We start from the raw sequence: 25,476 nt of genomic DNA on the forward strand, positions 1-25,476 counted from the left end.
TGCCATCCATGACGATTTCCGCCGAATCCTCCGACCGCGCCGCCCACATCGTCGCGCGCCTGTTCCAACTGGCGCAGACGCGCCCGCATGACCTGGCCCTGACCACTGTCAACGCCGAGGGCGAGCGCAGCTTCGATTACGCCGAACTGGCCGCCGCTGTGCGTGCGTTGGCCGCGCGCCTGCAACAGGCCCATGCCCCCGGCGCGCGCGCCTTGCTGCTGCTGGACAATGACCATCACTACGTCACCGCCTTCCTGGCTTGCCTCGCGGCCGGCCTGATCGCGGTGCCGCTGCACCGTCCGGAGTCGATGCGCCAGCAGCACCTGCAGCGCCTGGCCGGAATCGCCGAGGACGCCGGTGCGGCCTGCTGGCTGGTCACCGCCGCCGTGCGCGAGGCATTGCAGGCCGCGGCGGCGCCGCTGGCGGGGCAGGCCGACATGCTCGCCGTGGATGAGACGGGGGCCGGGGAGGGGGTTTTCCATGAGCATATGATTGCCCCTGGCGACGTCGCCTTCCTGCAATACACCTCCGGCTCCACCTCACGTCCCAAGGGCGTCATGGTCACCCATGCCAACCTGATGGCCAACGAGGCCGCCATCGAGGAACGCCTGGGCGTGGGCAGCCAGGACGTGTTCGTCAGCTGGCTGCCGCTGTATCACGACATGGGTCTCATCGGCGGGCTGCTGCAACCGCTGTACCGCGGCATTCCGGTGGTATTGATGTCGCCGGCCTTCTTCCTGGAACGTCCGGTGCGCTGGCTGGAAGCCATTGCCCGACATCGCGGCACCATCAGCGGCGGCCCCGATTTTGCCTATCGGCTGTGCGTGGACCGCATCCGTGGCGAACGCGCGGCGGGGCTGGATCTGTCCTCATGGCGGGTGGCCTTCTCGGGCGCCGAACCGGTGCGCCACGATACCTTGCAAGACTTCATCGAATGCTTCGGCAAGAGCGGTTTTAGCGCCGATGCCGTCTATCCCTGCTATGGCCTGGCCGAATCGACGCTGCTGGTTACCGGCGGGCAGCGCGGCCAGGGGATGCAGGTCGCTGCCTTTGATGCCGAGGGCTTGCGCCAGGGCCGCGCGGAGGTCGCGGGCGAGGAGCAGGATGCGGTCCATCTGGTCGCCTGCGGCATCTCGCCCCAAGGCCATGCGCTGCGCATTGCCGACCCGGCCACGGGCACCGCGCTGGCAGAGGGACAGGTCGGCGAGATCTGGGCCGCCGGTCCCAGCATCGCCAGTGGCTACTGGCGCCGTCCGGACGACAGCGCCCACACCTTCGTCGAACAGGATGGCCGGCACTGGCTGCGCACCGGCGACCTCGGCTTCTGCCGGGCGGGCGCCTTGTTCATCACGGGCCGCAGCAAGGACATGATCATCGTGCGCGGCCAGAACCTGTATCCGCAGGATATCGAGCGCGCCATCGAGAGCGAGCTCGACCTGAGCCGCAAGGGTCGTGTGGCGGCCTTCGCCATCCCGCGTGAATGGCATCCGCAGGGCGTGGAAGGCATCGGGGTGGCACTGGAAATCTCACGCAGCGTACAGAAGATGGTGGCGCCGCAGCAACTGGTGGAGGCACTGCAGGAATGCATCGTGCAGGCCTGCAACGAGGCCGCCAGTGTCATCGTGCTGCTCAATCCGGGCGGCCTGCCCAAGACCTCCAGCGGCAAGTTGCAGCGCAGCGCCTGTCGCGAAGGCTGGCGCACGCAGAGCCTGGATGCCTATGCCATCCACGCCTTTGGCCGCCTGCAGGGCGAACCTGAAGCGGCGCCTTGCGCGGACACAGCGCCCGCCGACTACAGCCCGGAAACTGCCATCCTGCGCATGCTGTGGGAGCGCGTCATGCATACGTCCGCAGCAGCCGGCCAGTCGCATTTCTTCCGCCAGGGCGGCAATTCGCTCAAGGCGGTGCAGTTGGCCGCAGCCATCGGGGAGCAATGGCAGATCGATTTCCCAGTGCGCCTGATCTTTGAACATCCGCAACTGGAGCAGTTGGCCGAGCAATTGCAGGCAGTGCGCCAGAGCGCGCCGCGCCAGCCGCTGGCCGCCATCGCGGCGCTGAGCGAAGCCCAGCGCCAAGCTGGCCTGCCGCTGTCGCCGGCCCAGCATTCGCTGTGGACCACCTGGCAGCTCGACCCCGGCAGCGCGGCCTACAACATGCCGGGCATCCTGCATCTGCAGGGGGCGCTGGATGTGGCAGCGCTGCGCCGCAGCCTCGATGATCTGGCCGCGCGCCACGCCATCCTGCGCACGGTGTACCGGTTGCAATCCGACGGTGTACCGGTACAGATAGCGCTGCCGGCCCGCCCAGGTGTACTGGAGGTGTTGGACGAAGTGTGCGCCGATCCGGCCAAGGCGCGCGCGTGCCTGGAGCAGCGCGCACACCTGCCATTTGCGCTGGACCGGGAGCGGCCCTTGCGCGCCTGCCTGGTGCGCATCGATGAACAGCGCCATGCGCTGGGCATCACGCTGCATCACATCGCCGCCGATGGCCAATCCCTGCCGGTGCTGCTGCAGGACCTGTGCGCCCTCTATGCTGCCCATAGCCAGGGCCAGCCCTTGCCGGCTGAGCCTGCGCTGCAGTTCAGCGATTACGCCCTCTGGCACCGCCAGCAGCTGGACAGCGCCGAGATCGCACGCCAGCTCGACTATTGGCGCAGCCAGCTGGGCGGCGAGCACGAAGCCTTGCCGCTGCCGGACGGCCGCCGCCAGGCTAGCCCTGAAGAGGGCTTGCCCGAAGCGCGTCATGCCTTCACCTTGCCACCCGCTACTGCGCGCTCGCTGCGCGAACTGTGCGCGGCCCAAGGCTGCTCGCTCTTCATGGGTATGCTGGCGTTGCTGGATCTGCTGCTCTATCGCGCCACCGGTTGCAGCGACCTGCGCGTGGGCGCGCCCATGGCCGAGCGCAGCCATCCACAGACGCGCGCCATGATCGCCTATCTGCTCAATCTGCAAGTGCTGCGCACCCGCCTGGACAGCCGCCTGGGCTTTGACGCCTTGCTGCGCCAGGTGCGCGAGACGGTGCTGGCGGCGCGCCAGCATCAGGACGTGTCCTTCGACATGTTGGTGCAAGCCCTGCAGCCAGCGCGCCAGCCGCACGTGCATCCGCTGTGCCAGGTCAAGTGCACCGAACGCGAGGTCTTGCCGGTATGGCAGGCCGGTGCACTGTCGCTGCAACTGGAGGAATTGAGCGGAGGGCAGGCCCACTTCGATCTGAGCTTGGATTTCAGCCTGGAGGGGGAAGAACTGCGCTGCCTGTTTGCCTATGCCAGCACACGCTGGACGCCGCAAGAGATCAGCCAGCTGGCCACCGCCCTCACCGGGTTCGCCGCACAGGTCTGCGCTGCCCCGACATTGCCGCTGGCCGGCCTGACGTGGCCGCAAGCGCCGGCGCCGCTGGTGGCGCCGCTGGCCGAATGCGAGGCCACGGCGGGTCCCGGAGACGTGATCGCGCTGTGGCTGGCTCACACCGAACGCGCGCCGCAGGCGCTGGCCGTGGCCGATGAGCACGTCAGCCTGAACGCACAGCAGTTGCGTGCCCAGGTCGACCACCTGGCGCAGCGGATGCGTGCGCTGGGCGTGAGCACCGAAGCGCGGGTGGCCATCGCCAGCAGCCGTCAGGTTGAGTTCGTCGTCGCCGTGCTGGCCTGCCTGCGTGTGGGCGCGTGTTATGTCCCGCTGGACCCGCAATTGCCGGATGAGCGACTGACCTATCAGCTGGCCGACAGCGGCGCTTGCCTGTTGCTGACCACTGCCGAAGGAGAGCGCCTGCACACTTTGCCGGGTGCACCAGCACAGTACCTAGCCATTCCACCTGCCACTGCCAATACAGTGGCGCAGACAGCGCAAGAGCACTGGCCTGAGGCGCAGCCGCAGCAGGTCGCCTATCTGATCTACACCTCCGGCTCCACTGGCCGTCCCAAGGGCGTGGCGGTGAGTCGTGGCGCGCTGGGCAACTACGTGCAAGCGCTGCTGGCCCGACTGGCGCTGCCGCAGAGTGTACGCAGCATGGCCATGGCCTCGACGGTGGCGGCCGATCTGGGCCACACCACCTTCTTCGGCGCACTCTGTTCCGGCCGTGCGCTGCAGTTGCTGCCGGCCGAGGCTGCCTTCGATCCGGCGCAGTTCGCTGCCTTCATGCAGGCGCGCGCCGTCGATGTGCTCAAGATCGTGCCCAGCCATCTGCAAGCGCTGCTGCAATCGGCACAGGCCGCGCAAGTCTTGCCGCGCCATACCCTGGTCGTCGGCGGCGAGAGCACCAGCCCGGCCTTGTTGCAACAGATCCTGGCGCTGCGTCCGGACTGCCGCGTGGTCAATCACTACGGCCCGACCGAAACCACGGTCGGCGTGCTCACCCAGGTGCTACGCGCCGAAGAACCCTTGCCGCTGCCGCTGGGCCAGCCGCTGGCGCAGTTGTCGCTACAGGTTCTTGATGCCGAGCTGAACCCGGTGCCGTGCGGGGCAGCCGGCGAGCTCTACATCGGCGGCGCCTGCCTGGCACGCGGCTATCACGGCAAACCGGGCGCCACCGCCGAGCGTTTCATTGCCGATCCTGCTGGCAGCGGCGCACGCCTCTATCGCAGCGGCGACAAGGTGAAACTGGACCGCGCCGGCCGACTGGTCTTCCTCGGCCGCGTCGACGACCAGGTCAAGATCCGGGGCTATCGGGTGGAACCGCAGGAAATCGCGGCCGTCCTGCGCGCCCAACCGGGCGTGAGCGCAGCCGAGGTGTTGGCCGTGCCCGGCCCCGAGGAGCGTGTGCAATTGTGCGCCTACCTGGTCGGCACCGCCGATCCGGCGGTCCTGCGTACGGCACTGGCGGCGCGACTGCCCGACTACATGGTGCCGGCCCACTTCGTGGTGCTGGCACAATTGCCGCTGACGGCCAATGGCAAGATCGATCGCAAGGCCTTGCCGCTGCCGCAGGACAGCCGCGATACCGATGCCGGACTGCCCATGCAGGATAGCCCGCAAGAGGGCGCCGAAAGCGTGATCGCGGCGATCTGGCAAGACGTGTTGGGCGTGGCCCAGATCGGTCGCCGTGATAATTTCTTCGCCCTTGGCGGCGATTCCATCCTGACCCTGAAGATCGTGGCGCGCCTGCGCAAGGCGGGTTGGCGCCTCACGCCGCGCCAGCTGATGCAGGCGCAGGATCTGGCCGCCGTGGCCGCGCTGGCGGTGCCGCTGGAAGGGCCGGGCAGTGTCCCCGCCGCGACCACCCCCGCGCCGGCGCAGCCCGACCCGCACCTGTTGCCGCTCACGCCGGTCCAGCAATGGTTCTTCCAGCATCATGCCCAGCCTCCTGCGCACTGGAACCAGAGCGTGCTGTTGGAGGGGCCGGCCGATACGCCGGTGGATCAGTTGCATCATGCCGTGCAGCGACTGGGGGCACTGCATGAGGCGTTGCGTCTGCGCTTCCGCCAGGATGACGCCGGAATCTGGCGGCAGACCGTGGCGCCGCACGCGGGCGAGTGCTTCGAGGCCCGGCAAGTCGCTGACGAGGCTGCGCAACAGACCGCGATTGCACGGGCACAGCGCAGCCTGGATCTGTCCCACGGACCGCTCTGGCGGGTACTGTGGCTCACCCGCCCGCGCCAGACGCGCGGCGTGCTGGTGCTCATTGCGCATCACCTGGCCGTCGATGGAGTGTCCTGGCGCATCCTGCTGGAGGATCTGGTGAGCCTGCTGCAAGGGGGTGTGCCACCGCAGAGCAGCAGCGGCTTCAGCGCCTGGGCCAGCGCCGTGTCGGCAGCGCGCCTGGGTACCTCGGAACAGGTCCATTGGCAGCAGCTGGCCCAGACGGCCAACGACGATCTCCCCTGCACCCCGGCACACAGCGTCGGCAAGCGCGAGGACAACACCGTCGCCCGCAGTGCCCGCGAAGCGGTGGTGCTGGACAGGGAGAGCACTGCCTTCCTGCTCGGTGAAGCCCATGCCGCCTACCGCACGCGCAGCAACGACCTCCTGCTGGCGGCCGCCGCACAGACGCTGTGCGAATGGACGCAGCGCGAGCGTATCCTGATCGAGGTAGAAGCCCACGGCCGCGAGGAATTGCCCGGCGCGAGCGGCGATGCGCCGGACCTGAGTCGCACTGTGGGCTGGTTCACCGCGCTCTATCCGGTCCAGCTGGCGGTCGCCAGCAGCGCGCCGGCGGCCTTGCTGACCGGGATCAAGGAGCAGTTGCGCCAAGTTCCGGGCCAGGGTCTGGGCTACGGACTCTGGCGCAGCCAGAGCGGGCATACCGGGGTACAACCGCAGGTCAGTTTCAATTACCTCGGCCGCTTCGATGCGCTGCCGGAGGCCTCGGGATGGCAGATGCTGCCTCGCACGGCGGCACTGGCCGAGCAGGAGCGCGATCCGGCCAGCCTGCGCCGCTGCCTGCTGGACTTTACGGCCATGGTGAGCGATGGTCAGCTGCATCTGGAGTGCCTGTATTGCAGCGCCTTGCACCAGCAGCCCGCCATCGCCGCGCTGCTGCGGCAATTCCTGCACAACCTGCGCGCGCTGCTGGCCCACTGCGCCGAGGTGCGCGGCCTGGCGACGCCTTCGGACTTCCCGCTGGCGCGCCTGCAGCAGTCCCAGCTCGACACCCTGATGCAGGGCCTGCCGGCTGAACGCGTCGCCGATCTCTATCCGCTCTCGCCCATGCAGGCCGGTTTGCTGTTCCACGCCATGCTGGCCCCGCAGGGTGGCGCCTACCTGAACCAGCTGCAGGTGCGCCTGCATCGCCTGGACGTGGCGCGCTTCCGCCAGGCCTGGCAGAGCGTGCTGGAACGCCACGACATCCTGCGCAGCGGCTTCCTGGCGCACAGCGAACACCCCCTGCAATGGGTGGCGCGGCATGCCGTCCTGAGCATCGAGGAACATGACTGGCGCGAGCGTCTCGACCAGGATCCGGCCCTGCAGGCCCTGGCCGCCACTGAGCATGCGCGCGGCGTCGATCTGCAGCATCCGCCGCTCATGCGCCTGAGCCTGGTACGGGTGGCCGATCAGGTGCATCACCTGATCTGGACCCGCCATCACCTGCTGCTGGACGGCTGGAGCACCCAGCAACTGATCGGCGAAGTCTTGCGGGTCTACCGGGGCACCACACTGGCATCGCCGGCGCTGTGCTACCGCGATTACATCGCTTGGCTGCAGCAGCAGGACCGCAGCAAGGCCGAACGATTCTGGCGCGGCCAATTGGGCGGCGTGGACGGGCCGACCAGCTTGGTCAACGCGCTGCCGCCACTGCAGCGCCCGGGCAAGGGTCAGGCCAGTTGCATCGCCATGCTGGACCTGTTGACCACAGCGCGCCTGCAGACCTTCGCGCGCGAACAGCAATGCACCCTCAATACCCTGGTGCAGGCCGCCTGGTGCCTGGTACTGCAGCGCTACTGCGGCCAAGCCACGGTAATCTTCGGGGCCACCGTCGCGGGCCGTCCGAGCGAGCTGGAAGGGGCCGACGAACTGCTGGGCCTGTTCATCAACACCCTGCCCATCGTGACGCGCACGCAGCCGGAGATGACGGTACAAGCGCTGCTGCAGACCCTGCAGGCCAGCAACCTGGCGGTGGGCGAATTCGACAGCACGCCGCTCTATGACATCCAGTCCTGGGCCGGCCATCCCGGACAATCACTGTTCGACAGCATCCTGGTGTTCGAGAACTATCCCCTAGACCTGGCCCTGCAGGCCGAACAGCAGCAGGGACTGCGCCTGGAAGTGCTGCACAACCGCGAAGAGACCCATTACCCGCTCACCCTGATCGCCACGCTGACCGAACGGCTGCAACTGGAGTGGCGCTACGACACCGCGCTCATCGCGCCCGGCACGGCCGAGGCGTTGCAACGGCTCACCGAGTCGCTGCTGCTGCAACTGGGCAGCCATCTGCACAGGCCGCTGGCGGAACTGGTTTATCAGAGCCCGGCTGAACAAGCGGCAGCGCTAGTCGTGTCGTGCAACCCGCAAACGCATGAGGCCGGTGACGTACTGGCGCTGATCGAGGCGCAGGCACAGGCGCACCCCGGCCGGCCGGCCTTGCGCGTGCCGCATACCGGACAGGCGCTGGATTACGGCCAGCTCAATGGCCGCGCCAATGCACTGGCACACTGGCTGATCGCACAGGGCGTCAGCCGCGATCAGCGGGTGGGCGTCTGCATGGAGCGTTCCGAGGACATGGTGCTGGCCCTGCTGGCCATCATGAAAGCCGGGGCCGCCTACGTCCCGATGGACCCCGATCATCCGCCGCAGCGCTTGCGCTACTTCATCGAAGACAGCCGCACCTCTCTGCTGCTGACCCACGCAAGTGTACTGGGCCAGTTACCGGAAGTGTCCGGTTGCCGTATCGTTGATGTCGCCTTACTGTCCGGTCTTCTGCCTGCCGGGAATCCCGGCCTGCCGATTCATCCGGAACAACTGGCCTACGTCATCTACACCTCCGGCTCCACCGGCCAGCCCAAGGGGGCGGCGAACCGCCATGGCAGCCTGCACAATCGGCTGGCATGGATGCAGGCAGCCTATCGGCTGGGCCCCGATGACCGGGTGCTGCAGAAGACGCCCTTCGGTTTCGATGTCTCGGTGTGGGAATTCTTCTGGCCGCTGATGACCGGTGCCGAACTGGTCATGGCCGCGCCCGGTGAACACCGCGATCCGGCACGGCTGGCGGCGCTGATCGAACAAGCCGGCATCACTACCTTGCACTTCGTGCCCTCGATGCTGCAAGCCTTCGTCAACGACGGCCACGGCCCGGATTGCCCCAGCCTGCGCCGGGTGATCTGCAGCGGCGAAGCGCTGCCGATGGAATTGCAGCAGCAGACCCAGCGCCAGCTTCCACAGGCGACCCTGATCAACCTGTATGGCCCGACCGAAGCCGCCATCGACGTCACCCACTGGACTTGCCAGCCCGACGACGCAGGCCACAGCGTACCCATCGGCCGCCCCATCAGCGCCACCCGGACCTATGTGCTGGATGCGGCAATGCAGCTGGTGCCGCCGGGGGTAGCGGGGGAGCTGTACCTGGGCGGCGTCAATCTGGCCCGCGCCTATCTGAACAAGCCGGACCTGACGGCCGAGCGTTTCGTCGCCGACCCGTTCTCCAGCGACGGCCAGCGCCTGTATCGCACCGGCGACCTGGTGCGCTGGCGCGAAGACGGGCAGTTGATGTACCTGGGCCGCTTGGATCATCAGGTCAAGCTGCGCGGCCTGCGCATCGAACTGGGCGAGATCGAGGCGGCCTTGCTGGCGCAGCCATCCATCCGTGAAGCGGTGGTGGTGGCGGTAGAGGGGCAGCGGCTGGCGGCGTACGTATCGCTGCATCAGGGCGCCAGCCATGACGAGGCGGCGCTCAAGAGCGCACTGGCCGAGCATCTGCCCGAGTACATGGTGCCGGCCATCATCATGGTGCTGCCGGCATTGCCGCTGAACACCAATGGCAAGATCGACCGCAAGGCCTTGCCGGCCGTGCAGATCAGCCAGCAGAGCAATTACAGTGCCCCGCAAGGCGAGATCGAGCAGGCGCTGGCGGCGATCTGGTGTGAGGTCTTGGGCTTGCCGCAGGTCGGCCGCGATGACCATTTCTTTGCCCTGGGCGGGCATTCGCTGCTGGCCACCAGCGTGGTCACGCGTTGGCGCGCCCGTCATCCCCAGCACGCGCTGACGCTGCGCGACCTGTTCGCGGCACCCGTGCTCAGGGAGTTGGCTGCCGAGATCGCCCGCGCCAGTGCACCCCAACGCGTGCAGGCCGCGCTGCTGCCGGTGGCGCGCACACCACGCATGCCGCTCTCGCCGATGCAGCAACGTTTGTGGCTGGTGCACCGCATGCAGAGCGGGCCGGGTACGGGTGCCTACAACATGACTGCAGCGCTGCAGTTCGATGGCGCACTCGCTCCGGCCTTGCTGGAGCAGACGCTGGCGCTGCTGGTGCAGCGTCACGAGATCCTGCGCACCAGCTATCACGAAGATGACGACGGCGAACCGTTCGCCCGCATCGCCGCGCCCGCAGACAGTGCGCCGCTGCTGGCGATACAGGATCTGCGCGGGCAAGCGCCGGCCGCGCAGCAACAGAGGCTGGACGCATTGATGCGTGAAGAAGCGGCGCGTCCCTTCGATCTGGGCGCCGCACCGCTCGTGCGCGCCGTGCTGGTGCAATTGGCGCCGGCAAGCGATGGGCGCGCCCGCCAGGTGTTGCTGCTGGCCGTGCATCACATCGCTGCCGATGGCTGGTCGGTCGGCGTGCTGATCCGCGAATTCTCGGCCATCTACCGTGCGCTTCACACAGGACGGGCGCCTGGGCTACCGGTACCGACGCTGCAATACGGCGATTACGCGGCCTGGCAGCAGCAGCAGGGCGTGTGCGCCGCCGACGAAGCATTCTGGCGGGAGACGCTGCAAGGGGCGCCCGCGCAGCCGGCCTTACCGTCTGACCTGCCACGTCCGGCAGTGTGGTCCGCAGACGGCGCGGGCCTGTCGGTGCGCATTCCCCAGGCTCTCACGGAGCAGCTGCAAGCGCTGGCCCGCGACAGCGACTGCACGCTCTTCATGCTGCTGCTGGGCAGCTTCCAGTTGCTGGTGCACCGCCTGAGCGGCCAGGCAGACCTGCTCATCGGCACGGACGTGGCCGGGCGCGAGCACGAGGCGCTGGAAGAGATGGTCGGTTTCTTCGTCAACGTGTTGCCGCTGCGCTCGCGCCATCAGGGCGAACAGAGCTTCGTGCAATGGCTGGCGACCACACGCGCCGCCGTGCTGGATGCCTTTGCCCATTGCTCGCCGCCGTTCGAACGCATCGCCGAACTCGCTGCGGCCCGGCGCGACCGCCGCTGGAACCTGCTAGTGCAACTGCTGTTCGTGATGCAGAACATGCCCGTGCATGACGTTGACTTGCCCGGTTTGCAGGTGCAGGCACTGCCATCGCGCCATGCCCATGCCAAGTTCGACATCGCGCTCTTCGTCACTCCGGTGGAGGGCGCGCTGCAGGCCGATTGGGTCTATGCCAGCCAGGTCTTCCAAGGCAGCACCATCGAGCGCATGGCGGCGGCCTGGACCGCGCTGCTGCAACAGATCGTGGCGCATCCGCAATGGCCGCTGTCCCGGTATGAAATCCCTCTCATGAAAGAACCCGTCACCATGCCAAGCACTGCTTCCATTTCCACTGCCCCCGCGCCTCTGGCGCCGGGCAAGCTCGACAAGCTGAGCAAGCTCAAGGGCCTGAGCGCTGCAGCTCCCAAGGCGCACGTGCGCATGAGCCCCTTGCGTCCCGGCGCCGATTTCCCGCTGCTGGTGGAAGCCACCAGTGCCGACCTCGATACGGTCGCCTGGGCGCGCGCCAACCAGCCACTGATCGCCAGCCTGCTGGAACGCCATGGCGGCATCCTGTTCCGCCGCTTCGGCCTGGCCACGCCGCAAGACTTCGAGCGCTTTGCCGAAGCCATCGAGCCCGAACTGTATGGCAGCTACGGCGACCTGCCCAAGAAGGAGGGCGGCAACAAGACCTACCGCTCCACGCCCTATCCCGAGAAACAGATGATCCTGTACCACAACGAGAGCGCCCACATCGAACGCTGGCCGCGCAAGCAATGGTTCTTCTGCGAGTTGCCCTCGCCGGTCGGCGGTGCCACCCCCATCGTCGATTGCCGCGAGATGTTGCGTCGCCTGCCGGCCGAGCTGCGGCGCGAGTTCGAGCAGAAGCAGCTGCGCTACGTGCGCACCTTCACGCCGCGCCTGGATGTGAGCTGGCAATCCTTCTTCGGCACCGGGGAACGCACCGTGGTCGAAAGCAGGCTGGCAGCGGCCGGCACCAGCTATCGCTGGCTCGACGACGACACCCTGCAGACCAGCACGCTGTGCCCGGCCGTGATCGTGCATCCGGTCACCGGGGCCCAGGTGTTCTTCAACCAGGTGCAGCTGCACCATCCGTATTGCCTGGAGCCGGAAGTGCGCGCAGACCTGCTGGCCATGGTCGGGCCGGAGCGCCTGCCGCGCAATGTGCTCTTCGGCGATGGCACGCGCATTCCCGATGCCACCATGGCCTTGATCGGCGAGCTCTACGAGCAGTGCGCGGTACGCTTCGACTGGCAGCAGGGCGACGTGGTCATGCTGGACAACATGCTGGCCGCGCATGCCCGCGATCCCTACGAGGGCCCGCGCAAGATCGTCGTGGCCATGGGGGCCATGGTGGAACGTGCCGAGGTCGCTACCCCTTCGGCTGCGGCGACTGAACTGCCGGAGGGTGCAGCATGATGCCACTGGACCAGACTGTCGCCCTCAGTTCCGAACAGCGCCTGCAGCAGGCGCAGCCACAGGCCACCCGTACCCTGCAACTGGACTGGCAAGGTCCGCTGGAGTTCTCCCGCCTGGAGGCTGCCTGGGAAACGGTGGTGGCGCGCCACGCCATCCTGCGCCATGCCTTCGGCCAGGCCGAAGGCTATCGCGGCCTGCGCCAGGCGCCGCTGTCGCAGCCACCGGCACAGAACCTGCGCTTGCACAGGTTGCCGCCCGGCACCCCTATGCCAACGGCTCGCTTCGACCTGGCGTGCGGGCAGGTGATCCAGGCCTGGCTGGCCCAGGATGAGGCGCAGCGAGGCCGCCTGCTCCTGGCGGCCTCGCCACTGGTGGCCGATCACCGCAGCCTGTGGCTGCTGGCCGATGAAGTGCGGCGCCAGTACCGCGATCAGGGAACACCCGCCCAGGAAGCCTTCCAATATGCCGATTACGTGCAATGGCGCCAGTCTCTCGATGAGGATGACGATGCCCGCATCGGCCAGGCTTACTGGGCCACCCTGGGCCAGCAACTGGCCCAGGTGCCGGCGCTGCGCTTGTCCTATCGGCGCGAGGGAGTGTCTGGTACGGCTGTACCGGCTGTCGTGCGCAGCTGTATCGGTACTGTACCGGCCACTGGCCTGCAGGCGCTTCAGGCCAACCGGCAACTGGACGCCGCCACCGTCCTGCAGGCGGCCTGGCTGGCGCTGCTGGCCCGCTTGGGGCAAGTCGGCCAGGTCGCCTGCGCGTGGCAGCACGATTGCCGCGACGACTACGAACCCATGGCCCAGGCGCTGGGCCTCTATGGCAAGACCTTGCCGCTGACCCTGAACCTGGCGCCGCAAGCAACGCTCGGCGAACTGGCGGCGCAACTGGCCGCCCAGTGTGAACAGCACGTAGGTGCACAGGAATACCTGCCCGATGATCTGGCGGCCAGACTGCCGGAAATCGGCTTCAGCGCCCGTCACACTGCGGGGGGCTGGCAGGATGGCGCGCTGCGTTGGCAGCTGCAATGGCAGGCGTGCCGCGATGCGCGACTGGCACTGTCCCTGCAAGTCGATCTGGCCGATCCGTCAGCGCCCGCGCTGGAATTGCACTACGACGCGCGCCGCTACGATGCCGCTACCATGGCGGGACTGCTGCGCCAGTACGAAGCCTGGCTGGGCGAGGCGCTGGCCCGGCCCGATGCGGCCTGGACGCAATGGCAATGGGAGGATGCCGCAGTGTGGCCCCAGCGGCTGCCGGCACAGGCACAGACCCTGGCGTTGAGCGGTGACAGTCTGCTCACGCACATCGCCGCGCATGCCGTCACCACCCCCGAGGCCATTGCCTTGTCCAGTGCCGGCAGCAGGATCAGCTATGCGCAACTGCTGCAGCGCGTGAACCAGCTGGCGCACTGGCTGCAGGCGCAGGGCGTGGCGCGCGGTGCACACGTGGCACTGGTGTTGCCGCGCTCGCCGGACATGGTGCTGGCGCTGCTGGCGGTGTGGCGTTGCGGCGCAGCCTATGTGCCCATCGATCCGGACTGGCCTGTGGCGCGCCAGCACGCCGTGCTGGCCGATGCTGCCCCGGCGCTGGTGCTGCATGATGGCAAGGCCGCATCCGCAGCGGGCTGGCGCCACGCCGTGCTGCCCGTGGATCTGCAGGGCTATCCCGCGCATGCGCCTGCCATCGAGCCGAGCCTGCAGAATCTGGCTTATCTGCTCTATACCTCGGGGTCCACCGGCACCCCCAAGGGCGTGCTGATCGAGCATGAACAATTGCTCAACTATGTGGTGGCGGCCTCGCAAGGCATGGCGCTGGCACAGTGCCGCTGCTGGGGCCTGACCAGCACGGTGGCGGCCGACCTGGGCAATACGGCCTTGTTCGGCGCGCTCTTGCATGGCGCCGAACTGGCCATTGCCGACGCCAGCGACATGCAGGATGGCGCGCACTTCGCCGCCTTCCTGCAGCGCCATCAGGTCGATGCGATCAAGATCGTGCCCTCGCATCTGGACGCCTTGCTCGATGGCGGATCGGCGGTCTTGCCCGCGACCCTGGTATTGGGCGGCGAGAGTACGCCAGCTGCCTTGTTGCGGCGGATCTGGCAGTGCCGGCCGCAGGCCCGCATCTTCAACCACTATGGCCCCACCGAGACCACCGTGGGGGTGATGTGGCATCCGTGTTGCGCCGCCGATGCGGCCGACGATGCCGGCGCGGTACCGTTGACCCGCGTGATGGCCAATTGCCGCGTGGCGATCCTGGACGACGATCTGCGCCCGGTGCCAGTGGGCGGCATCGGCCAGCTCTGCATCGCCGGCGCCCAGCGCAGCCGGGGTTACCTGAACCGTCCAGAGGAAGACCGCCAGGGCTGGTACCGCAGTGGCGACCTGGCCTGCTATCTGCCGCAAGGTGGTTTGCGCATCCTGGGACGGGCCGACGAGCAGGTCAAGATCCGGGGATTCCGCATCGAACCGGCGGAGATCGAAGCCGCCCTGCTGCTGCAGCCTAGCGTGCGCCAGGCTTGCGTCATGTCGCCGGCGGCACAGGGTGAGCCGGCGCACCTGGTGGCCTGGGTGACCGGCGACGGCATTGTCGCCGACAGCCTGCGCAGCGCTTTGCAGGACTTGCTGCCGGAACCGATGCAGCCGGCCCGCATCGTGGTACTGCCGTCCTTCCCCCGGCTGGCCAATGGCAAGGTCGACCGGCGTGCCTTGCTGGCTAGGCTGGCAGAACAGACGGCGCGCGCAGGGCAGGGGAGTGAAGCCGAAGCGCTACGCGACGATCTCGAATTCATCGTCCTGCACACCATGCAGCAACTGCTGCCCGACGGTGCAGTGCTGGGGCGCGAGAGCGACTTCATCGAAGCGGGTGGTCATTCGCTGCTGGCCATCAAGCTGGTGGCGCGGCTGCGCAAGCTGCTGCAGGTCGACATCGCCCCAGCCCTGGTGTTCGACCATGCCACCCCGGCCGCACTGGCGGCCGCGCTGCGCGCAGAGGCGCCCGATGCGACCGCCCTGGAGCAGCTGGCCGGCCTGCGCCGCACTTTGCTGGAGATGCCCGCTGCGCAACGCGACGCCCTGCTGGAACAGGCCTAGCCGCCGCCTCTTTTCTTGGATCACGCTTTCATGAACGAAAAAAATCATCAATTGCTGGCACTGCTGCAGGCCGATCAACGCGAACAGGAGCAGGCCGCTGGTGCTGCACCTCAGGAGGGCCCGGCGCCGCTGTCGTTCTCCCAGCAGCAGCTGTGGTATCTGCATCAGCTGGCGCCGCACCAGACCGCTTACAACCTGACCCGCGCCTTCCGCCTGCAGGGCCGGCTGGACCGCGCCGCGCTGCAGGCCGCCTTCGATGCCCTCATCGCGCGCCATGCCAGCCTGCGCACGCGTTTTGTCGAGCACGACGGCGTAGCCTGCCAGGAAGTCCTCCCGGCCGTGGCGCTGCCGCTGCAACTGAGCGACCTGCGCGGGCAGCCGGCCGAGGCGCATGAAGCGCTGGTCACGGCGGCCATCGACGCCGCCGCGCACCACGTCTTCGACCTGGGCCAGGCGCCGCTGATGTTCGTGCGGCTGCTGCAACTAGGCGAGCAGGATCATCTGCTGGTCATGGGCATGCATCATATCGTTTCCGATGCCTGGTCCAATCCCGTGATCGCCCGCGACCTGCAGCAAGCCTATGCGCAAGCCCTGGCCGGACAGGCCCCGGCGCTGCCGCCGCTGGCCTTGCAATACGCCGATCACGCGCGCTGGCAGCGTGCACATTGCCAAGGGGAGTGGCTGCGGCAGGAGCTGGATCACTGGCAAGCCAGGCTCGGCCAGGACGTGCCGCCGCTGAACCTGCCGGTGGAGCAGGGCGGCAGCGCCAGCGAGGAAGACGGCGCGGGCTACAGCCTGGTACTGGATGATGCGCTGGCGGCGCGCCTGCGCCCGTTCTGCCATCAGGAGCGCTGCACGCCCTTCGTGGTCATGCTGGCGGCCTGGCAGGTGACGCTGCGCCATTGCTGCGGCCAGGATGATTTCGCGGTCGGCATTCCCCAGGCCGGTCGCAACCGCCCTGAACTGCAGGAGATGGTCGGCTTTTTCGTCACCACCCAGGTGATGCGCGCGCGCCTGGACCCCGGCATGAGCCTGCGTGCGCTTTGCCGCCAGGTGCGCAGCGACACGCTGGACGCCATGGCGCATGCCGAGCTGCCCTTCGAACTGCTGCTGGAGCGCTATCCCGCCGAACGCGGCCTGCCGCGCCATCCGCTGTTCCAGACCCTGTTCGGACTGCAGGTCATCGACGGCAGCGGCACGCTGGATCTGCCGGGACTGCAGTCCAGTACGCTGGAGATTGCCTTGCATGCGGCCAAGTTCGATCTGGCGCTGGACGTCAAGCTCATCCGCGGACAAGTGAAACTGCGGCTGGAATACCGCCGTGCCCTGTTCCGGGAGAGCAGCATTGCCTGTATCGCTGCGGTCTATCTCACCGTACTGGAACAGTTGAGCAGCGCCGCCGACACCCCCCTCGGTGAACTGGCCCTGCTCGGCGGCAAGGAACAGTCGATGTTGCAGGCATGGAGCGTCAATCCGCAAGCGCATGGGGCCGGTGACGTACTGGCGCTGATCGAGGCGCAGGCACAGGCGCACCCCGGCCGGCCGGCCTTGCGCGTGCCGCATACCGGACAGGCGCTGGATTACGGCCAGCTCAATGGCCGCGCCAATGCACTGGCACACTGGCTGATCGCACAGGGCGTCAGCCGCGATCAGCGGGTGGGCGTCTGCATGGAGCGTTCCGAGGACATGGTGCTGGCCCTGCTGGCCATCATGAAAGCCGGGGCCGCCTACGTCCCGATGGACCCCGATCATCCGCCGCAGCGCTTGCGCTACTTCATCGAAGACAGCCGCACCTCTCTGCTGCTGACCCACGCAAGTGTACTGGGCCAGTTACCGGAAGTGTCCGGTTGCCGTATCGTTGATGTCGCCTTACTGTCCGGTCTTCTGCCTGCCGGGAATCCCGGCCTGCCGATTCATCCGGAACAACTGGCCTACGTCATCTACACCTCCGGCTCCACCGGCCAGCCCAAGGGGGCGGCGAACCGCCATGGCAGCCTGCACAATCGGCTGGCATGGATGCAGGCAGCCTATCGGCTGGGCCCCGATGACCGGGTGCTGCAGAAGACGCCCTTCGGTTTCGATGTCTCGGTGTGGGAATTCTTCTGGCCGCTGATGACCGGTGCCGAACTGGTCATGGCCGCGCCCGGTGAACACCGCGATCCGGCACGGCTGGCGGCGCTGATCGAACAAGCCGGCATCACTACCTTGCACTTCGTGCCCTCGATGCTGCAAGCCTTCGTCAACGACGGCCACGGCCCGGATTGCCCCAGCCTGCGCCGGGTGATCTGCAGCGGCGAAGCGCTGCCGATGGAATTGCAGCAGCAGACCCAGCGCCAGCTTCCACAGGCGACCCTGATCAACCTGTATGGCCCGACCGAAGCCGCCATCGACGTCACCCACTGGACTTGCCAGCCCGACGACGCAGGCCACAGCGTACCCATCGGCCGCCCCATCAGCGCCACCCGGACCTATGTGCTGGATGCGGCAATGCAGCTGGTGCCGCCGGGGGTAGCGGGGGAGCTGTACCTGGGCGGCGTCAATCTGGCCCGCGCCTATCTGAACAAGCCGGACCTGACGGCCGAGCGTTTCGTCGCCGACCCGTTCTCCAGCGACGGCCAGCGCCTGTATCGCACCGGCGACCTGGTGCGCTGGCGCGAAGACGGGCAGTTGATGTACCTGGGCCGCTTGGATCATCAGGTCAAGCTGCGCGGCCTGCGCATCGAACTGGGCGAGATCGAGGCGGCCTTGCTGGCGCAGCCATCCATCCGTGAAGCGGTGGTGGTGGCGGTAGAGGGGCAGCGGCTGGCGGCGTACGTATCGCTGCATCAGGGCGCCAGCCATGACGAGGCGGCGCTCAAGAGCGCACTGGCCGAGCATCTGCCCGAGTACATGGTGCCGGCCATCATCATGGTGCTGCCGGCATTGCCGCTGAACACCAATGGCAAGATCGACCGCAAGGCCTTGCCGGCCGTGCAGATCAGCCAGCAGAGCAATTACAGTGCCCCGCAAGGCGAGATCGAGCAGGCGCTGGCGGCGATCTGGTGTGAGGTCTTGGGCCTGCCGCAGGTCGGCCGCCAGGACAATTTCTTTGCGCTGGGCGGCGATTCCATCTTGAGCCTGCAGATCATCGCGCGCCTGCGCAAGGCCGGATGGAAGCTGACGCCGCGCCAGATGTTCGATCGACAGACCATCGCCCAACTGGCCGAGGTGGCGCAGCCCATCGAACAGGCCGTCCGCCCTACGGCCGTGGCGGCCGCCGCCAGCGGCCCCGACCTCAGCCTGCTGGCCTCGGCCGCTATGCCTGCCTTGCCGGTGCCGTCCGAGCAGGTGCTGGCCCTCTATCCGCTCTCGCCGATGCAGACCGGGATGCTGTTCCACAGCGTCTACGAGAGCGGCAGTGCGGCCTATCTCAACCAGTTGCGTATCGACATCGATGGCGAGCTGGACGTGGCACGCCTGCAGCGTGCATGGCAGGCGGTGCAGGACCGGCATGAGGTGCTGCGCACGGGCTTCCTGGCCGAGCATACGCCGCCGCTGCAATGGGTCGCGCGCACGCTGGTGCTGTCCGTCGAGCAAGCCGACGTGCGCGCCAGCAGCGATGCCGAGACGGCGCTCGAAGCGATCGCCGCCGAACAACTGGGGCGCGGCTTCGACCTCGCCCGTCCACCGCTGCAGCGCCTGATGCTGGTGCGTACCGGTGCAGCCCGCCACCATTTCATCTGGACTGTGCACCACCTGCTGCTGGATGGCTGGAGCACTTCGCAACTGCTGGGCGAGGTGGTGCGCCACTACCATGGACAGCCCGCCACCGAGCCGGTGCCGGGAGCCTACCGCGATTACATCGCGTGGCTGCAGCAACAGGATGGCGAGGCCGCCCGCCGCCATTGGCAGGAAAGCCTGGCGCCGCTGGCCGCACCGACCTATCTGCATCAGGCTTGCACCCCGGTGCAGCCGGATCAGGAACCCATGGGCGATGGTGAATACAAGGTCTTCCTCCCGGTGGCGCAGACCGAGCAATTGCAAGGCTTCGCAAGGGCGCAGCGGGTGACGCTGAACACCTTGCTGCAAGCTGCCTGGGGCCTGCTGCTGCAACGCTATACCGGGCAGGCGGCAGTGTGCTTCGGCGCCACCGTCGCCGGACGTCCCGAGGAACTGGAGGGCGTGCAACAATGGCTGGGCCTGTTCATCAACACCCTGCCCGTGCTGGTGGCGGCGGCCCACGCGCAGCCGGTCGGCAAGTGGCTGCAAGCGCTGCAGGACCAGAACCTGGCCGCACGCGCCTTCCAGCACACCCCGCTCTACGAGATCCAGCGCTGGCACAGCCATCTCGGCCAGAGTCTGTTCGACAGCATCTTGGTGTTCGAGAACTATCCCATCGACAGCGTGCTGCGCAGCGGCCAGGCGCAGGGCCCGCGCTTTTGCCGTACCCATACCCGCGAGCAGACCAACTATCCGATGACCGTGGGCGTGGCGCCGGGCGATGGCGTGCAGAGCGGCTTGCAGATCGGCTTGCGCTATCAACGCCAGCACTTCGATGCGCAGACCGTGCAGCAGATCGGCCGCCATCTGCTGCAGGGATTGCTGGCACTGACACAATCGGCGACGCGCGCCGTGGGCGACGTGACGCTGCTGGCGCAGCAGGAGCAGCAGGCGCTCTTGCAGTTGGGGCAGGCGGCACCGGACGAACTTCAGCGCTTGCCGGTGCACGTCATGTTCTCGCAGATCGCGCAGTGTCAGCTGCACGCCGAGGCGGTGGTGATGGGCGAGCGCAGCCTCAGCTATGGCCAGATCGAAGAGCGCTCCAATCGCTTCGCCCATCATCTGCTGGCGCGCGGCCTGCCTTCTGGCACTGGCGCAGAGGAACAGCGCATCGCCGTGGCGCTGCCGCGTTCGCCGGAGATGATCGTGGTGTTGCTGGGCATTCTCAAGGCTGGAGCGGCCTACGTGATGATCGATCTGGAAGCGCCCCAGGAGCGCGTGGCCTATATGCTGCGCGATTCCCGCGCCGGCCTGGTGATCGTGCAGGACCAGCCCTGGCCGGCGCTGGCGACGCAGACCGGCCCCGACTGGCTGGATATCGGCAGCCTCGATCTCGAAGATGGTCCGGCGCGGCTGCCTGCCGTCGATACCAGCCCGGAAAGCCTGGCCTACGTCATCTACACCTCCGGCTCCACCGGCCGAGCCAAGGGCGTGGAGGTGGCGCACGGGCCGCTGTCCATGCACATCCAGGCCACCGCCGGGCTCTACGAGATGGGGCCGCAGTCGCGCGAACTGCATTTCCTCTCCTTCAGTTTCGATGGTGCCCATGAGCGCTGGATGACGGTTCTCTGCGTGGGCGGCGTGCTGGTGCTGCGCGATCCCGACCTGTGGACGCCGGAGCAGACGGCAGCGGCGCTGCATCGGTACCGCATCACCCATGCCGGGTTCCCGCCGGTCTATCTCAAGCAACTGGCCGACTGGGTGGAACGCAGCGGCAATCCGCCACCGGTCTTCCTGTATTCCTTCGGCGGCGAAGCCATGCCGCGCGAGACCTTCGAGCAGGTGCAGCGCGTGCTACGTCCGCAGCGCCTGATCAATGGCTACGGCCCGACCGAAACGGTGGTCACGCCCCTGGTCTGGAAGGCCGCTGCGACCCAGCCGTGCGATGTGCCGTATGCGCCTATCGGACGGCCTGTCGGCCAGCGCACCGCCATGATCCTGGATGACCGGCTGCAGTTGCTGCCGCGCGGCGTGGCCGGCGAACTCTACATCGGCGGCACCGGACTGGCGCGCGGGTACCTGGACCGTCCGGGCTTGACGGCGACGTCCTTCCTGGCCGATCCATTCGGCGCAGCAGGGCGGCGCATGTACCGTACCGGCGACCTGGCGCGCTGGCGCGAGGATGGGCAGATCGCCTACCTGGGGCGTATCGACCATCAGGTCAAGATCAAGGGTTTCCGCATCGAACTGGGCGAGGTCGAGGCGGCACTGCTGGCCCATCCGGCCATCCGTCAGGCCGTGGTGGTGGTGCGTGCCGTGGGCGGGGTCGACCGGTTGCTGGCCTTCGTCAGCGCGCCTGCGGGAAGCACGCCCGATCTGGCGGCGATCCAGGGTGCACTGGCTGCAAGCCTGCCGGCGTACATGCTGCCCAGCCGCATCATCGTGCTGCCGGCGCTGCCGCTCAATGCCAATGGCAAGATCGACCGCAAGGCGCTGCCGCAGGAACTGCCGGCCCTGCCCGAAAGCGATGTCGGCGCGGCCCCCGAGGGCGCGCTGGAAAGCCTGATCGCGGCTACTTGGGCCGAAGTGCTGGGGGTGCAACGGGTCGGCCGTCATGACAATTTCTTTGAGCTGGGCGGCGATTCCATCCTCAGCCTGCAGATCATCTCCCGCCTGCGCCAGCAGGGCTGGACGCTGACCCCACGCCAGATCTTCGAGCAGCAGACCGTGGCGGCGCTGGCCCAGGCGGCCAGTCCGGCCGAGCCGGTGGCGCAGCGGGCACAGGCCGGAACCGAGCCGGATCAGGCCAGCGATGGCCCGGTGCCGCTGCTGCCGATCCAGGCGGATTTCCTGGCCAGCGCCATCCCGCAGCGTCATCACTGGAATCAGGCCATCCTGCTGCACAGCCGCCAGCCCATCGATTTCAGCGCGATGCAGCATGCCCTGGTCGATGTGGTCAACCATCACGACGCCTTGCGCATGGTGTTCCGCCAGGATGCGCAGGGCCAGTGGCAGCAGGCCTATGGCCCGCGCCGCGAGCGCGATGCCGATGCGTCGCTGCTGTGGCAGGCGCAGGTGCATACGCCGGGCGAGCTGGATGCCTTCTGCGCGCGCGTGCAGCGCAGCCTGCAGCTGGAGCGCGGCCCCTTGCTGCGCGCCGGCATCATGACGCTGGAGGACGGCAGCTGGCGCTTGCTGCTGGTGGTACACCATCTGGTGGTCGATGGGGTGTCCTGGCGCATCCTGCTGGAAGACCTGCAGCTGGCCTACCGCCAGCGGCTGGCCCATGCCGAACCGGCCTTGCCGCCGCGCACCGCCTCCTATCGCCAGTGGGGCCACTGGTTGCAGGCCCAGGCCGCCCTGCGCGGCAAGGAGTTCGGCTACTGGCAGGCACTCACCGCGCTGCCTGCCAGCCTGCCGTGCGATCATCCCGACGCACCGCGGCTGGCCGCCGACCAGGCCCGCGTGGCGTGCCGCCTGGATACAGCGCACACGCAGGCGCTGGTCAAGCAGGCAGCGGCGGCCTACCGCACCCGCATCAACGATCTGCTGCTGGCCGCACTGGGGCGTGCGCTGGGGCAGTGGGGCGGCATGGCGCAACTGCTGATCACGCTGGAAGGGCATGGCCGCGAGCAGCTTGAGAGCGGCAGCGAGGTGCTGGACGTCTCCCGCACCATAGGCTGGTTCACCAGCGTCATGCCGATCGCCTTGCCCACGGCCGGCGATTGGCCCACGCTGATCCGCGCCGTCAAGGGCCTGCTGCGCAGCCTGCCGGACAATGGCATCGGCTATGGTCTGTTGCGCCAATGGGGCGACGATGCCCAACGCCAAGCCTTGCAGCGCATGCCCAAGCCGGCGCTGGCCTTCAACTATCTGGGTCAGTTCGACGGCAATTTCCGTGAAGAGGGCGGCTGGCAGCCAGCCATCGAATCACCGGGCGCCTCGCGCGATCCGGCGGCACCGCTGGGCTGCGAGCTGTCCATCAATGGCCAGGTGGTCGGGGGCGAGTTGCGGTTGGAGATCAGCTACAGCCGGCAACGCTATGAGGACGTTACCGTGCAGCGCCTGGCCAGCGCATTGGAAACCGCCTTGCACGAGCTGATCGCCCATTGCACCAGCAGCGCGGGCGGGGTGACGCCGTCGGACTTCCCGCTGCTGCAGCACGACCAGGCGCAGCTGGACGCCATCGTCGCCGAAATGGCTTGCCCGCCGGCCCTAATCGAGGACATCTATCCGGCCACCCCTTGGCAGCGCAATATGTTGCGCCATCTGCAGGACTCGCCCTACTCGGTGGCCAACGTCGTGCAGCTCGATGCCAGCAGCCCCCACATCGATTTGGCGCGCTTCGGCCAGGCCTGGCGCACTGTGCTGCTGCGTCATCCCATCCTGCGCACCGGCTTCGCCCGGGGTGGGCAGGCGCAGCCGGTGCAGGTGGTGTTGCGCCAGGCCGAGCTGCCGCTGACCGTGCTGGACTGGCGCGGCCAGTCGGCGGGCAATGTGCGGCAGCAATGGGAAGCGCTGTGCCAGTACGAGCACCAGCGCGGCTTCGCGCCGCAGCAGGCGCCGTTGATGCGCTTCGTCATTGCTCAGGAGGATGGCGGTTATCGGCTGCTCTGGACCTGGCACCATGTGCTGCTGGATGGCTGGAGCATGTCGCAGCTGCTGGGCGAGGTCTTCTCGCTGATGGAAGAACAGCCGCTGCAGCACCAGGCGCTGGACTTCCGCCACTACATCGCCTGGCTGCAACAGCAGGCCGGACCGCAGGATGAGCCATTCTGGCGTGCCCAGTTCGCGCGCTGCCCGCAGTTCCCGGCCGGGCTGCTGTGCGCTGTCCCCACCCGGCTTCCGCAAGGCCAGGCCAGTGGCGCGCCATCGGCCTATGGCACTGTGCGCGAGCAGCTCACCACCGCGCAGACCCAGGTGCTGCAAGCCTTTGCGGCCCGCAGCAAGGTCACCTTCAATACCCTGGTGCAGGCGGCCTGGAGTCTGGTGTTGCAGGAAGCGACCGGGTCCGATGATGTGGTCTTCGGTGTCACGGCCTCGGGGCGCAGCACCGATTTCCCGGGCATCGAGCGGGTCATGGGCATGTGCATCAATACCTTGCCGCTGATCCAGCATCTGGACGGCGCCATGGGTGTGCCACAGTGGCTGGCCGGGCTGCAATCGCACAACCTGGCGCTGCGCCAGCGCGAGCATGTGGATCTGGCGGCGATTTCGCAATGGGCGGCACGCGATGAGGACGACTGGTTCGACAGCCTGCTGATCTTCGAGAACTTCCCGGTGGATGAATCGCTGAAGAAGGGCGTTGGCCGCTCGCTAGCCTTCGACGCCATCCGCAGCCGCGGCGCCACCGAATTCCCGTTGACGGTGGTGGCGTTGCCGGGCGCTGCGTTGCGCTTCCAGCTCGAATACGACGGCGCACGACTGGAGCAGGCGCGGGTAGCGCAGCTGGCGCGCCGGCTGATCGCACTGCTACTGGCGCTGCCGGGGCAGGACAAACTGTCCGGCCTGCTGCGCCAGGGTGGCCTGGGAGATGCGCGCAAGTGTACAGCCGACCGTACCGGTACTGCACCGGTACTGCAGCGCCATCCGTCCAGCCGCGCGCGCGGCGATGGTCAGGACGAGCGCCAGGAGGATGCGGCACTGGTGTGCATCCCGGCGCACATGTGTAATGCCCATGAGTACGACGCGTTGGCCGCGGTCATCGGCAGCGAGCACACGGTGTACCAGCTGCTGTGTCCGCCGCATGAGCAGTGGCGCTGGAGCAGCATGGATGCCGCTGCGCTGGCGGCGCAATATGCCATTGCGCTGCGCGCAGCCCTGCCGGGCCGTCGTCTACGCCTGCTGGGCTGGTCAGTGGGTGGCCTGCTGGCGCTGGAAACGGCGAGGCAGCTGCAGGCGTGCGGCGATGACACGGTGCAGGTGGAATGGATCGGCCTGGCCGACAGTGCCGACTTTGCCGGGCTGCGTCAGCAGCTTGCGCAGATGCCCATGCCGCCAGCGGATGTGCTGCTGGCCCATGAGGCCACGCTGGATCGCTGGCTGGCGGGTTCGCAGCGGCGCGCACTCTGGTATGCGGTGCTGGGACAGATGAGCGCCGCGCAGCGGGCGTATTTCCTCATGGAGATCGTAGGGCGGCTGGGTGAGCGCCTGCCGCTGGATGCGCCGGGCGCAGTCGGGGCGGAAGCGGCGCTGTGGGAACGCATTCGTTGTCTGCGGCTGGGCCTGCAGGCACAGGTAACGGTGCCGGCGCCGCTGCACGTCTGGCAGGCCGGGCGGCGCGATGCCGGGCAGTCGCCGACCGACTGGGCGCAGCATGGCGCCACGCTCATCTCGGTGAACACGGTACCGCAGGCCGATCACCTGTCCCTGCTCACCGATGGCCACTGGCATGCCAGCGTGCGCGCACTGCTGGCCTGAAGCGGGCAGGGCGGAGATGCAAAAACGGTCTCCCGGAATCATCCGGGAGACCG

Annotated in this window: 3 protein-coding genes; all 3 read left to right on the forward strand. The window is 67.9% G+C overall.

Annotated features, from left to right (window positions below; all coding sequences use genetic code 11):
- Positions 1-8 precede the first annotated feature (8 nt).
- From MKD49_RS08315 to MKD49_RS08325, 3 genes are read left to right on the forward strand one after another with little or no spacing between them, the layout of a single operon-like run.
- Positions 9-12,209, forward strand: a complete 12,201-nt coding sequence (locus MKD49_RS08315) for a non-ribosomal peptide synthetase (protein WP_252696031.1) — start codon at positions 9-11, stop codon at positions 12,207-12,209.
- Complete coding sequence (locus tag MKD49_RS08320; protein ID WP_252696032.1) at positions 12,206-15,304, forward strand: non-ribosomal peptide synthetase; 3,099 nt, start codon at positions 12,206-12,208, stop codon at positions 15,302-15,304. The genes MKD49_RS08315 and MKD49_RS08320 overlap by 4 nt, the downstream gene beginning before the upstream one ends.
- A gap of 30 nt (positions 15,305-15,334) precedes the next feature.
- Positions 15,335-25,423 (forward strand): non-ribosomal peptide synthetase, encoded by a 10,089-nt coding sequence (locus MKD49_RS08325; RefSeq protein WP_252696033.1) that lies wholly within the window; start codon positions 15,335-15,337, stop codon positions 25,421-25,423.
- Positions 25,424-25,476: the final 53 nt, after the last annotated feature.

This window comes from Herbaspirillum sp. WGmk3 (assembly GCF_023952535.1).
Lineage (GTDB): Bacteria > Pseudomonadota > Gammaproteobacteria > Burkholderiales > Burkholderiaceae_D > Herbaspirillum > Herbaspirillum huttiense.